At 71.5% G+C, this 13,485-nt stretch carries 9 protein-coding genes; 4 read left to right on the top strand and 5 right to left on the bottom strand.

The window, feature by feature from the left end; translation table 11 throughout:
- Nucleotides 1–97: 97 nt before the first annotated feature.
- The 4 genes from ACTWPP_RS26705 to ACTWPP_RS26690 all read right to left on the bottom strand — a co-directional run bounded on the left by ACTWPP_RS26705 (nt 98) and on the right by ACTWPP_RS26690 (nt 6,983).
- Nucleotides 98–3,784 carry a multifunctional oxoglutarate decarboxylase/oxoglutarate dehydrogenase thiamine pyrophosphate-binding subunit/dihydrolipoyllysine-residue succinyltransferase subunit gene (locus ACTWPP_RS26705; RefSeq protein ID WP_443107114.1) on the bottom strand — a complete coding sequence of 1,229 codons (3,687 nt, stop codon included), beginning with the start codon at nt 3,782–3,784 and terminating at the stop codon, nt 98–100.
- Between the two features lie 405 nt (nt 3,785–4,189).
- Nucleotides 4,190–4,861 (bottom strand): AIM24 family protein, encoded by a 672-nt coding sequence (locus tag ACTWPP_RS26700; RefSeq protein WP_443107113.1) that lies wholly within the window; start codon nt 4,859–4,861, stop codon nt 4,190–4,192.
- A 61-nt stretch (nt 4,862–4,922) separates the two neighbouring features.
- Entirely contained in the window at nt 4,923–5,831 is a 909-nt protein-coding gene (locus ACTWPP_RS26695; RefSeq protein WP_443107112.1) for a glutathione S-transferase family protein, read from the bottom strand.
- Nucleotides 5,832–5,915: 84 nt separating this feature from the next.
- Nucleotides 5,916–6,983, bottom strand: coding sequence for an NAD(P)H-dependent amine dehydrogenase family protein (locus ACTWPP_RS26690; RefSeq protein WP_443107111.1), 1,068 nt, complete (start codon nt 6,981–6,983; stop codon nt 5,916–5,918).
- Nucleotides 6,984–7,241: 258 nt separating this feature from the next.
- Between ACTWPP_RS26690 and ACTWPP_RS26685 the strand changes: the two genes are divergently transcribed.
- Complete coding sequence (locus ACTWPP_RS26685; RefSeq protein WP_443107110.1) at nt 7,242–8,144, top strand: SDR family oxidoreductase; 903 nt, start codon at nt 7,242–7,244, stop codon at nt 8,142–8,144.
- Between the two features lie 4 nt (nt 8,145–8,148).
- Nucleotides 8,149–8,946 (top strand): enoyl-CoA hydratase/isomerase family protein, encoded by a 798-nt coding sequence (locus ACTWPP_RS26680; protein WP_443107109.1) that lies wholly within the window; start codon nt 8,149–8,151, stop codon nt 8,944–8,946.
- Between the two features lie 97 nt (nt 8,947–9,043).
- Here the strand turns inward: ACTWPP_RS26680 and ACTWPP_RS26675 are convergent, their stop codons facing one another.
- Complete coding sequence (locus ACTWPP_RS26675; protein WP_443107108.1) at nt 9,044–9,886, bottom strand: sirohydrochlorin chelatase; 843 nt, start codon at nt 9,884–9,886, stop codon at nt 9,044–9,046.
- A 392-nt stretch (nt 9,887–10,278) separates the two neighbouring features.
- On the opposite strand from ACTWPP_RS26675, the gene ACTWPP_RS26670 reads away from it, so the two are divergent.
- Both ACTWPP_RS26670 and ACTWPP_RS26665 read left to right on the top strand, forming a co-directional pair.
- Complete coding sequence (locus tag ACTWPP_RS26670; RefSeq protein WP_443107107.1) at nt 10,279–13,026, top strand: sensor histidine kinase; 2,748 nt, start codon at nt 10,279–10,281, stop codon at nt 13,024–13,026.
- The gene (locus ACTWPP_RS26665; protein WP_443107256.1) at nt 13,026–13,484 is read left to right on the top strand and encodes a roadblock/LC7 domain-containing protein; all 459 of its coding nucleotides are present in this window, start codon (nt 13,026–13,028) and stop codon (nt 13,482–13,484) included. Before ACTWPP_RS26670 ends, ACTWPP_RS26665 begins: the two co-directional genes overlap by 1 nt.
- The last annotated feature ends 1 nt before the right edge of the window (nt 13,485 follow it).

Below are 13,485 nucleotides of genomic sequence, written 5' to 3'. Positions count from 1 at the left end.
ACCCGCGGACGCCGAGGGCCCCGGCGCAGCGCACCGGAGCCCTCGGGTCTACGTCGTTCCTGATCGGTGGGTCGGGGTTCCCCCCCGGCCGCCTTCTCTACTCGCCGAACAGGCGGGCGAGGAGCGCCTCCTGCTCCGCCTGGTGCATCTTCGCCGAACCCACCGCCGGGGACGAGGACGCCGGACGCGACACCCGCGACATCCGCAGACCCTCGATGTGGTGCGGCAGCTTCAGCGCCATGAACGGCCAGGCGCCCATGTTGGCCGGCTCGTCCTGGACCCACACGACCTCGGCGTCCGCCGGGTACTTCGCCAGCTCCGCCTTGATCTCGTCCACCGGCGGCGGGTACAACCGCTCGACCCGCACGACCGCGGTGTCGTTCGCGCCCGCCGTCTCCCGGGCCTTCACCACCTCGTAGTAGATCTTGCCGGTGGTGAACAGCACCCGCCGCACGCCCGCCGGATCGATCGCCGGGTCGCTCTCCGGGATCACCGGCTGGAACGCGCCCCCGGTGATCTCCGCGACCGGGGACGTGGCGGCCTTCAGCCGCAGCAGCGACTTCGGCGTGAACACGACCAGCGGCTTGTTCCGCCCCGACAGCACCTGCCAGCGCAGCAGATGGAAGTAGTTCGCCGGAGTCGTCGGGTACACGACCGTCATGTTGTCCTGCGCGCACAGCTGCAGGAAGCGCTCGATGCGGGCCGACGAGTGGTCGGGCCCCTGCCCCTCGTAGCCGTGCGGCAGCAGCAGCACCACGCCGGAGTGCTGGCCCCACTTCTGCTCGCCGGACGAGATGTACTCGTCCACGATGCTCTGGGCGCCGTTGGCGAAGTCGCCGAACTGGGCCTCCCACGCGACGAGCGCGTCCGGGCGGGTCATCGAGTAGCCGTACTCGAAGCCCATCGCCGCGTACTCGCTCAGCAGCGAGTCGTGGACGTAGAACTTCGACACGCCCTGCCCGAACTGCTTGAGCGGCGTGTACTCCTCACCGGTCTTGCGGTCCACGAGCACCGCGTGCCGCTGGCCGAACGTCCCGCGCCGGGTGTCCTGCCCGACGAGCCGCACCGGGCGGCCGTCGATCAGCAGCGAACCCATCGCCAGCAGCTCGCCGGTCGCCCAGTCGATCGCGTCGTCCTCGATCATCTGCGCGCGGCGCTGCAGGATCGGCTGCAGCCGCGGATGCGGGGTGAAGCCCTCCGGCAGGCTGACCTGCGACTCGATGACCCGCTTGACGGTCTCCTGCGGGATCGCCGACCCGGCCTTGCCGTGGTCGATCGGGATCCGCTCCTCGACGTCCGGCTTCACGACCGAACCCGGCTCCTGGGGCCGCTTCACCGCCTCCCGGGTCTCGGTGAACGCCCGCTCCAGCTGCTCCTGGTAGTCCCGGAGGGCCTGCTCGGCCTCCTCGACCGTGATGTCGCCGCGGCCGATCAGCGCCTCGGTGTACAGCTTGCGCACCGACCGCTTCGCGTCGATCAGGTCGTACATCAGCGGCTGGGTGAACGACGGGTTCTCGCCCTCGTTGTGGCCCCGGCGCCGGTAGCAGACCATGTCGATGACGACGTCCTTCTTGAACGTCTGCCGGTACTCGAACGCCAGCCGCGCCACCCGCGCGCACGCCTCCGGGTCGTCGCCGTTGACGTGGAAGATCGGCGCCTGGATCATCCGGGCCACGTCCGTGGAGTAGACGCTGGAACGCGAGTACTCGGGGGCGGTCGTGAAGCCGACCTGGTTGTTGATCACCACGTGCACGGTGCCGCCGGTGCGGTAGCCGCGCAGCTGCGACAGGTTCAGCGTCTCGGCCACCACGCCCTGACCCGCGAACGCGGCGTCGCCGTGGAGCAGCACGGGCAGCACGCTGAAGCCGGCCTCGCCGACGTCCAGCAGGTCCTGCTTGGCGCGGACCACGCCCTCCAGCACCGGGTCGACCGTCTCCAGGTGGGACGGGTTCGCGACCAGCTCGCAGTGGATCTTGGAGCCGTCGTCGGCGACGAAGTCGCCGGACGCGCCGAGGTGGTACTTCACGTCGCCGGAGCCCTGCGCGCTGCGCGGGTCGAGGTTGCCCTCGAACTCGCCGAAGATCTGCCCGTAGGACTTGCCGACGATGTTGGCCAGCACGTTCAGCCGGCCGCGGTGCGCCATGCCGATGACGACCTCGTCCAGGCTGTCCTTCGCCGCCGCGGAGATCACCGAGTCCAGCAGCGGGATGACGGACTCGCCGCCCTCCAGCGAGAACCGCTTCTGCCCGACGAACTTCGTCTGCAGGAACGTCTCGAACGCCTCGGCGCTGTTCAGCCGGCGCAGCACGTGCAGCTGCTCCTTGCGCGACGGCTTGTCGTGCGGGACCTCCACGCGCTCCTGGATCCAGGCCCGCTCCTCCGGGTCCTGCATGTGCATGTACTCGATGCCGACCGTCCGGCAGTACGCCATCCGCAGCACGCCGAGGATCTCGCGCAGCTTCATCGTCGGCTTGCCGCCGAACCCGCCCGTCGCGAACTCGCGCTCCAGGTCCCACAGGGTGAGGCCGTGCCTGAGGATGTCCAGGTCGGGGTGGCGCCGCTGCTTGTACTCCAGCGGGTCGGTGTCGGCCATCAGGTGGCCGCGGACCCGGTAGGCGTGGATCAGCTCGTGCACCCGGGCGACCTTGGCGACGTCGTCCTCATGGCTCGCGGAGATGTCCTTGACCCAGCGCACCGGCTCGTACGGGATGCGCAGCGCCTCGAAGATCTCGTCGTAGAAGCCGTCCGCGCCGAGCAGCAGCTCGTGGATGCGGCGCAGGAAGTCGCCGGACTGCGCGCCCTGGATGATCCGGTGGTCGTAGGTGGAGGTCAGCGTCATCACCTTGCTGATCCCCATGCGCGACAGCGTGTCGCTGGACGCGCCCGCGAACTCGGCCGGGTACTCCATCGCGCCCACGCCGATGATCGTCCCCTGGCCGGGCATCAGCCGCGGCACCGAGTGCACCGTCCCGATCGTGCCCGGGTTCGTGAGGCTGATCGTGGTGCCCTGGAAGTCCTCGATGGTGAGCTTGTTGCCGCGCGCCTTGCGGACGATCTCCTCGTAGGCGGCCCAGAACTGGCGGAAGTCCAGCGTCTCGGCCGTCTTGATGCTCGGCACCACCAGCTGCCGCGACCCGTCGCTCTTCTGCAGGTCGATCGCGAGCCCGAAGTTGACGTGCTCCGGCCGGATCATCACCGGCTTCCCGTCCACCTCGGTGAACGCGGTGTTCATCTCCGGCATCGCGACGAGCGCCTTGACGATCGCGTACCCGATCAGGTGGGTGAACGAGACCTTGCCGCCGCGGCCGCGCTTCAGGTGGTTGTTGACGACGATGCGGTTGTCGATCAGCAGCTTGGCCGGGATGGTCCGCACGCTCGTCGCGGTCGGCACGCCCAGGCTGGACTCCATGTTGGTGGCCGTCCGCGCGGCGACGCCGCGCAGCCTGACCTCCTCGGCGCCCGCCGGCACCGGCGGCGGCGCCGGCTTCTTCGCGGCCTTCTCGTCCGCCTTCGGGGCGGGCTTGGGCGCGGGTCCGGCCGGGGCCTTCGGGGGCTCGACCGGCTGCTGCGGTGTCGGCGGAGCGGCCGCTGTGCCGTTCGGCGCAGTGCTCTGGGAGGGGGCCTGGGGCGCCCCGGGGGACGCTGGGGTCACGGACCCGGGCCGGCTGTCCGGCTGGTAGTCCGCGAAAAAGTTCCACCAAGCCTCGTCAACCGAGTTCGGGTCTTCGAGGTACTTCTGGTACAGCTCGTCGACCAGCCACTCGTTGGCACCGAAGTCTGTCATCGTTGGGTCGGCACTAGTTTGCGACGACTCTGTCGACACGGCGGAGATCGCCCTCTTCCGCAGCTCGCAGGTAATTTCTAAGACGCATCAAGGCTACTCGTTCTTGTTCCGCTCCCACGCCAGCACCGTGAGACGCCGCTGTGCTCGTTGCGGTGCCCTCCTGCTTCGGGGCCCGGCGGCCCTCCATCGTCGGGCACCGCGTGCCGGTCTCTGCATCGCTCCATCCCGCCTTGGCGGCTCGCTGCGCTATCAGGGTCTCGCTTCGCCCGCCCCTGCCTTCGGTCGCGATCGCGGTGGTCGGGGCCGCTGCGTGCTCGCGGTCTCGGCCGGTGTGCTCGCGCCAACCGAAATGGCACAACCTGCCGAAGTCGGGACCGCGACTTCGGCACTTTCTGGGACTCCGGGTCAGTGGGTGTGGGGGGCGACGGTGGGGCCTTCGCTGGCCTGGATGAGGACGAAGCCCTGGCCCTGGTAGGCGAGCTGCATGGCCTCGCCGCTGCCGCGGCCGATGAGGGCGCTGGCCTTGAACGTGCGGTTGACGCCGACCTGGAGGCTGGTGCTCCACGCGACGGCGGACTGGCCGTCGGCGAACGTGGGGGCCCGGCCGCAGTCGAGCATGACCGGGGTGCCGTGGGTGGTGAGGGCGACGAAGCCGGTACCTGTCAGGGTGGTGTTGAACAGGCCGCCCGCGGCGATGCCCGCGCCCTGGACGCGCTGGATGTCGGACTGCAGGTGCGAGTCGTAGGCGAGGATGTTGGCGCCGTTGACCGTGAGGCCCTCGTTCTCCAGGTAGAACAGGTGGATGTCGTCGGCGTCGTTGGCGACGAACAGCAGGCCCTGCCCCTTGACGCGCATGAGCGGGACGCCCTCGCCGGTCAGGGCCTTCTTCATGAACTTGCCGATGCCGCCGGAGCCTTCGTAGTCGAACTCCATCTGGCCCTGGAAGGCCACCATGGAACCCTGCCGGGCCAGGACGTCCCCGTTGAGGTGGATCCGGAGCATCTTGGAGTTCTGAAGGGCGAAGTGGCCGGGGAGCTGCTGCCCCTGGTCCATGTTTCCGAAGAACTGGCTACGCATGGTCGGGTCGTGCCTCTCGTGGGGATTACTGGAGGTTCGCCAGCATAACGAGGTGACGAGGTCAGCCGTCCCGGCCGTGCGGGGCGGTCCACTCGACGAGAGGTCCCTTGGGGACGACGCCCGACGGGTTGATGTTGCGCTGCGTCACGTAGTAGTGGCGTTTGATGTGGTCGAAGTTCGTGGTCTCCCCGAACGCGGGGATCGAGTACAGGTCGCGGGCGTAGGCCCACAGGTTCGGGTAGTCCGTCAGCTGGCGCAGGTTGCACTTGAAGTGGGAGTAGTAGACGGCGTCGAAGCGCGCGAGCGTCGGGTAGAGCCGGACGTCGGCCTCGGTGATCTCGTCGCCGAACAGGTAGCGGCGGTCGGCGAGGCGTTCTTCGAGCCGGTCGAGGGTGGTGAAGAGGGCGTCGAAGGCGTCCTCGTACGCGCCCTGGGACGTGGCGAACCCGGACTTGTAGACCCCGTTGTTGACGGTCGTGTAGACGAGGCCGTTCAGTTCGTCGATCTCGGGGCGGAGCGCCTCCGGGTACAGGTCGGGCGCCCCCGGCCGGTGGTGGACGGTGAACTCCGTCTCCATCATCGTGGTGATGTTCGGGAAGTCGTTGGTGACCAGCCGCTCGGTCTCGGTGTCCCAGATGCACGGGACGGTGTAGCGGCCCTCGAAGGACGGGTCGGTGCCGAGGTACAGCTCGGAGAGGAACACCGCGCCGGTGACGGGGTCGCGGTCGGGGAACCGCCAGCCGCGCTCGTCCCGGATCGGGTCGACGACGGCGACGCTGATCGCGTCCTCCAGGCCGAGCAGGCGCCGGACGATCAGGCTGCGCTGCGCCCACGGGCACGCGTAGGAGACGAAGAGCCGGTAGCGGCCGGGCTCGGCGGGCAGGCCGCTCGACCCGTCGGCCGTGATCCGGTCGGTGAACCGGTTCGCCTGCCGGACGAACCGTCCCCCCTCGACCTCTTGGACGCTCATGCCGCACTCCTCCCGACGTCGATGGGCGGGTCCCACGGCCCACGATAACCGCCGGAGGCCCGGCTCGAACGGCTCCGCGGCCGCTCAGATCCGCATGTGGCCGCCGACCGTCGGCAGGTCCAGGTAGGTGCGGACACCCGGCTCGGCGGCGCAGACGACCGGGACGGAGTTGAGCGCGTGGGCCGCGGCGGCGGAGATCTCGTCGGAGACCCACTGCTCGTCGGTCACCAGGGTGAGGGAGGGCCGGCCGTCCAGGCGCAGCGAGTATCCGGGGCGTCCCCACTCGTCGGGCATCCGGGCGGCGTCGGCCTTGTGCACGATCTCGATGGTGATCACGGGCCGTCCGGCGGCCAGGCCGCTGAAGGTCCAGCGGGCCGCCGCGACCGTGTCGCGCGGGATCGGCCCGGCGGCGGTGGCGAGGTCGGTGCGGGCGAGCCGGTGCTCCACGTCCACGTCGATCTCGTCCAGGTCGACGCCGAGCCCGGCCGCGACCAGGTGCAGGCTCTCGGAGAAGACCGTCCGCATGGCGGTGCGGGCGGGCCGCAGCGCGCGCCGGTACGCCTCCTCGTTCTTCCCGAAGCCGAGCATGTGGTGGACCATCTGCCAGGACGGGTGCCGGGCGAAGTCGAAGACCTGCCGGGTGTAGACGTGGGTGATCCGCTGGGACAGCCGCGCCAGCGTCAGCGGCATGACGTCGGCCATGAAGCCGCCGCTGATCCCGCTGCCGTGGACCGAGACGCCGCCGCGCTTGCAGGCCTGCTCCAGTTCGTTCACGTAGTGCGGGCCGTGGGCCTGCGGGTAGACGAGGCCGTTCAGGGAGACGATGTTCTTGCCGGACGACAGCAGCGAGCAGATCAGGTCGAGTTCGGCGAACCGGTCGGGTGACGGGCTCGGCGCGTAGAGGACGCAGTCGGCGTCCAGGTCGAGGATGTCGTGGACGTCGCCGGTCGCGGCGACGCCGATGGGGTCGCGGCCGGCGAGGACGCCGGCGTCGACGCCGGCCTTGGCGGGCGTGTGCACCCAGGCGCCGGCCAGCTCCATGTCGTCCCGGTCGAGGACGCCGTTGATCACGCTGCGGCCGACCGCGCCCGTCGCCCACTGCACCACGCGGTAGGGGCGGCGGCTCGGCGTGAAAGCGTCGGCGGTGCTCATCGAGACGGGACCTCCGTTGCTCCTCGCGGCTTCGATGAGTGAACCTGTGCGGGGAGGAGACTACGCCGCGCCTCCGGGTGAAAAGCGGCTTTCGGCGCAACTTCCTCTAACGTCCCATCGTACGCAGGACTGGCCGGGCGTCCAGGCGGGAACGAACCCCCGGGGGCCGCGGCCGAGCGGGATTCGGTTTACTGGTACCACTTGGTAACCCCCGGGTGATCGCCTGGGGTCGCAGTCGGTGGATGTGAGGAGACAGAGATGTCGGAACTGCGCTACGACGGCCGGGTCGCGGTCGTGACCGGGGCGGGCCACGGCCTCGGCCGCCAGCACGCGCTGGAGCTCGCCGCGCGCGGTGCCAAGGTCGTCGTCAACGACCTCGGCGGCGACCGGTCCGGGGTCGGCACCTCCGCCGGTCCCGCCCAGGACGTCGTGGACGAGATCAAGAAGAACGGCGGCGAGGCCGTCGCCAACCCCGACAACGTCGCGACCCCCGAGGGCGCGCAGGCGATCGTCAAGACCGCGCTGGACACGTTCGGCAAGGTCGACATCGTCATCAACAACGCGGGCATCCTGCGTGACAAGTCCTTCAAGAACATGAGCCCGGAGGAGTTCGACGCGGTCATCGCCGTGCACCTGCGCGGCTCGTTCCTCGTCTCCAGCGCCGCCTGGGCGCACCTGCGCGAGAACGGCTACGGCCGGATCGTCAACACCTCGTCCCCGGCGGGCCTGTTCGGCAACTTCGGCCAGGCCAACTACTCCACGGCCAAGATGGGCCTCGTCGGGTTCACCAAGACCCTCGCCCAGGAGGGCGCCAAGTACGACATCAAGGCCAACGCGATCGCCCCGGTCGCCTGGACCCGGATGACCGAGGACCTGCTGCCCGCCGACTTCGCCGACAAGCTCGGCGTCGACCAGGTCACGCCGCTGGTCGCCTACCTCGTCCACGAGGGCAACGAGGACTCCGGCGAGGTCTACACCGTCGGCGGCGGCCGCATCGCGAAGATCTTCGTGGCGGAGGGCCCCGGCTACGGGCAGAAGGCGACGCTGTCGGTCGAGGACGTCCGCGACAACTGGGCGGCCATCAACGCGGCCGAGCCGATGACCGTGTTCAAGAACGTGGGCGAGCAGATGGGCCCCCTCATCCAGCAGCTCACCTCCTGAGCCGTTGGGCGCGATCAAGCTCGACCGGCGGGACGGGGTCCTCACCATCACCCTGTCCCGCCCGGAGCGTCTGAACGCCGTCGACGGCGCGCTCACCGAGGAGATGCTCGACGCCCTGAACGAGCTGGCGCGCGACCCCGACACCCATGTCGTCGTGCTCACCGGCGAGGGCCGCGGGTTCTGCTCGGGCATGGACATCCAGGGCGGCGACACGGGTGAGCGGACCTCGGAGGGCCGCGTCCAGCGGCTCTACCGGGGCATCGCGCGCGGCGGCGAGGTCACCGCGCGGCTGCGGGAGATCCCGCAGCCGGTGATCGCGGCGCTGCGCGGCCCCGTCGCGGGCATGGGCGTCTCCTGGGCCCTGGCCTGCGACATGCGGGTCGCCGACCCGACGACGCGCTTCGTGGTGCCGTTCGTGAACCTCGGCCTGTCGGCCGGCGACTGCGGCCTGTCCTGGCTGCTGCCCCGCCTCGCGGGCCCGGCCAGGGCCGCGGAGATCGGCTACCGGGCCCAGCGCCTGGACGCGACCCGCGCCGACGCCCTCGGCCTCATCACCGAGATCGCCCCCGAGGGCGCGGACCTGGAGTCCGCGCAGGCCCTGGCCGACGAGCTGCTCACCAGGTCCCCGTACGGGTTGCGCCGCACGAAGGAGCTGCTGAACGCGTCACTGGACGTGCCCGGCCTCCGGCGGCAGCTCATGGCGGAGACCGCCGTCCAGACCCTCGCCTTCTTCACCGAGGATCTGGCCGAGGGCATGACCGCCACCCTCGAGAAACGCCCGCCCGATTTCCACAACCGCTGAAGGTCGCGGCTCCACCTCCGGCGGCCGAAGCCCGGCCGCCGGAGCACGGGTCGTGCGGCCGGGGGGACGGCGGTTCCAGGGGGTCGCCCCCCTGGAATCACTCGGACAGCGCCAGGGAGAGTGCCTCGACGTAGCGGAGCGCGGCGAGCCTGGCCAGGGCGGGGTGGGCGCCCAGGGGGGCGGAGTGGGCGGAGCCCACGGTGGCCGCGGCGGAGGAGACCAGCGCCCCCTCCGGTTCGGGGCCGATCAGGTGCGGGGCGACCGCGATGGACGTGGCGCCGGCGGCGCGCAGTTGTTCGGCGGCGGCCTTGACGGACGCCTCGTCGTTCAGCGAGGCGGTGAAGACGGGGGCCGCGAGCCGGGAGGCGAGGAGCACGCCGGTGACCTCGGCCTGGCGCACGGCCGTGGCGTCTCCCGGTGTGGCCACGATGACGCCGGACGCGGCGGTCACCATCGTCATCAGCCTGATCCGGTCGGCGCGGGCGAGGCCGGCGTCGGCGAGCCGGTCGTGCAGCGCCTCGGCGATGAGCGGGTGCGGGCCGAGCGGCTCGGCGGCGACGGCGCGCACCGGGGCGCCCGCCACCGCGGCGTGGACGGCCGCGTCCAGTGCCGGGTCGGGCCCGGTGGACAGCGGGACGACCACCGCGGCGAGCCGGTCCTCCTCGCGGGGCAGCCCGGCGAGGACCGCGTGCAGGTTCGCCTCGTCCCCCTCCAGGTGCGCGATGTACGCGGGCTGGCCGGTGTGCTCGATCTCGACGAGCCTGGCGAGCTCGCCGCCGATCTCTGTACCGGCGTGCCGGGCGGGGCCGGGTACGGCCAGGATGAGCGTGGGGGATCCGTGCGGCAGCAGGAAGGATTCGTCGCCGCGGTGCCGGCCGCCGCGGGGTGTGCGGCGCCGTCGCGACGGAAGTGCCTCGGATGCCTGGCTTTCGGGACTCACGGCGGGCATCGTAACGTCCCGCGGCCCGGAAGTCGGCCTCCCGGCCCCGCCGGACGTGTTCGGCGGCCCGGTGCGGGCGCCCTCGTTCCAGCCGCCGTCGTTGCCTGTATGAATCGTGGATCTCCTTCCCGTGCCGGCCGCGACGCGAGCGGTGGGTGAAGCAGCACAGTATGGCGCAACCGCCCCCGGGCGACAGGGGGAAATGAAGTAAATTGTCCGGCTTTGCCGCAATCTCTTTGCGGAGGTTCGGTGTCCCCGGTGTGGCGAGGCGCATAGCCGCAGGTGACACGGAATGGTGGCAATGCGTCCGAAAGGCGCCAAAGGGGTTGCGGCCCGGTCGCGCACCGCCTTTATGATCCAGGGATCCTCCGCGCCGGAACGTTCGAGGTCACATGAAATCCGTTTCATCCAGGGGGGACGCCCCCCAGGACACCACGGCGAAGACCGATGGGCGTCACGGCCCGCTCCGACGCCCGGGTGCGCGTGCCGGCCGCCGCCGCACGCGCTCGATCCGTTCGAGGGTCGCCGCGCTGCTCCTCGTGCCGCTGCTGTCCCTCGTCGCGCTGTGGGGATACGCCGCCAACGTCACCGGGCGCGACGCCCTCGCCCAGCGCAACTACCACACGCTCGACCGCAAGTTCGCGCCGAGCGGCCAGGGCGTCCTGGTGGAGCTGGGCAAGGAACGCCAGGCGTCCGCCGTGTTCCTCAGCACCCCGAGCTCCAAGGCGCCCTCCACGCCCAACGCGCTCGTCCTGCAGCGCAACCGCGTCGACGGCGCCATCGCCCACTTCCGCCGCGAGGCCACCTCCGAGGCCGCGCGCGGCGCCACCACCGAAGAGATGGAGGAGCGCGTCTCCGACGTCCTGGAGGCGCTCGGCGGGCTCGCCGGGCTCCGCTCCGCGGTCGACGACCGGTCCATCGAGCGGCTGACCGCCATCAACAGCTACAGCACGATGGTCGACGACATGCACCGGCTGTACGACGGCCTCGTGGTCATCGACGACTCCGAGCTCTACAACTGGACGCTGTCCACCCGGCACGCCGGCCGCGCCATGGAACTGCTGCAGCGCGAGAACGCCCTGATCGCCTCGGCCCTCGTCACCGGCGGCCGGCTGACGGAGCCCGAGCACCGGCTGTTCGTGGAGATGGTGGGCGAGCAGCGCTGGCAGTGGATCAAGCAGCGCTCCCTCCTCGACCCGGAGGTCTACGCGACCGGGACCGCGCAGGTCTTCGCCTCCCCCCAGTACCAGAGCTTCCGGGAGATCGAGGACCGGATCGCCGACGCCGACCCGGGCAAGCCGCTGCCCGTCGGAGCACAGGAGTGGCGGCGCACCGCGGAGCCGCTGGTGCTGGCGATCAACGAGATGCTGCTCGGCAACTCCAAACGCGCGGGCGAGCACGCCGACGACCTCGGCCGCGCCGCCTACGTCCGGCTCGGCGTCGTCGGCGGCCTCGGCCTGCTGGCGATCCTCGTCTCGGTGCTGCTGTCGCTGCGGTTCGCGCGCGGGTTCGTCCGCGAGCTGGTCGGGCTCCGCGGCTCCGCGGAGGAACTGGCCGACCGCCGGCTGCCCGGCGTCGTCGACCGGCTGAGCCGCAACGAGGGCGTGGACGTCGACGCGGAGGCGCCGCCGCTGGAGGCCGGCCGCACCACCGAGGTCGCCCGGCTCGCCGACGCGTTCTCCAAGGTGCAGCGCACCGCCGTCGACGCCGCCGTCGGCCAGGCCGAGCTGCGGGCCGGCGTCAGCCGCATCTTCCTCAACATCGCTCGCCGCAACCAGTCGCTCCTGCACCGCCAGCTGACGATGCTGGACGGCCTGGAGAGCCGCGCCGAGGCCGACGACCTGGAGGACCTGTTCCGGATCGACCACCTCACCACCCGCATGCGGCGGCACGCGGAAAGCCTGATCATCCTGTCAGGAGCCACGCCCGGACGCGGCTGGCGGCATCCGGTGCGCGTCGCCGACGTGCTGCGCGCCGCCGTCTCGGAGATCGAGGACTACACCCGCGCGACCGTCCTCACCGAGTCCGAGGACGGCCTCGTCGGCGCGGCCGTCACCGACGTGATCCACCTGCTGGCCGAGCTGCTGGAGAACGCGGCGTCGTTCTCCCCGCCCAACACCGAGGTGCGGGTGATGGCCGAGCGCGTCGGCACCGGGTTCGCCGTCGAGATCGAGGACCGCGGCCTCGGCGTCAAGCCCGGGCAGCTCGACGAGGCCAACCGGCGGCTCGCCGAGCCGCCCGAGTACGACCTGGTCGACACCGACCAGCTCGGGCTGTTCGTCGTCGCGCGGCTGGCGGCCCGGCACAACATCTCGGTGTCGCTGCAGCGTTCCCCGTACGGCGGCGTGACGGCGATCGTGCTGCTGCCGCACGAGCTCGTGGTGCCCGCGGAGCACATGGCGGCGGCCATGCTGCCCCCGGCGTCCGAATCCGGAGAGGACCGCGCGAACGACGGCGACGCGGACCCGGCGGCGGGCGGCGAGACGTCCGCCGGCCGGGGCCGGGAGCCCGTGCTGGTGCCCGCGCCGCGGTCCGAGTCGGTCGTCCAGCTGCGCGAGGCCGAGACGACCGGGCGGTTCGCCTCCCTGCCCGCGGACGAGCCGCACCGGCGGCGCCGGCGCGGACGCGACACCGGGCACCACGAGGACGCCGGCGGGCACGTGGAGGCGCCACCCGCCCTCCCCGAGCTCACCGGGCCCGCGACGCCGTGGGGTCTCCCCGAGGGCGCCGCGCCCGGCGTCCCGCCCGCCCCGGCCCCGAACCCGTGGTCGGACGACGCCGTCCCGGTTCCGCAGGACGAGCACGCCCGGTGGTCCGGGGAGGCCGCGCCTTCCCAGGGCTCCGCGGACGACATCGTGGACGCGGAAGAGATCGTGGACGCCGACGAGATCGTGGACGCCGACGCCCAGGAGGACTGGCAGCCCGCGGAAACCCACGCGGGCCTGCCCCGCAGGGTGCGGCAGGAGAACCTGGCCCCGCAGCTGCGCAAGAGACCCCCGCCACCCCCGCCACGCGTCGACGGAGGCGCGTCCGGGGGCGTCGCACGCTCGCCCGAGGAGGCACGTTCGCTGATGGCATCGATACAACAGGGATGGCGGCGCGGCCGCGCGTCGGACGTGGGGGATGAGGGGACGCGATGATGCACAACACCGTGGCAGGCGAGCTGAACTGGCTGCTCAACGACTTCGCCGACCGGGTGACGGCGGTGCGGCAGGCGGTGATCCTGTCCCGGGACGGCCTGGCGATCGCCGCGTCCACCGAACTCGGCCGCGAGGACGCCGAGCACCTGTCCGCGCTGGCCTCCGGCGTGCAGAGCCTCGCGCGCGGCGCGGGCCGGCACTTCGCCGGCGGGAACGTCCGCCAGACCATCATCGAGATGGACGCGCTGCTGCTGTTCGTGACCGCCGCCGGCGACGGCACCTGCCTCGCCGTGCTCGCGGAGGCGGACGCCGACGCCGGTCTCGTCGCCTACGAGATGGCGGTGCTGGTCAAGCGCGTCGGCCAGCATCTGCAGGCGACCCCCAGATTCGGAGCCGAGCACGAAACGGCGGGTGAGGGCTTCGGGGGCGCCGGGGGGACCTCGCCGAGGGGTCTGTGAC

The organism is Actinomadura sp. 3N407 (assembly GCF_052245875.1).
Taxonomy (GTDB): domain Bacteria; phylum Actinomycetota; class Actinomycetes; order Streptosporangiales; family Streptosporangiaceae; genus Spirillospora.
This window is presented reverse-complemented; position numbering and strand designations above follow the sequence as displayed.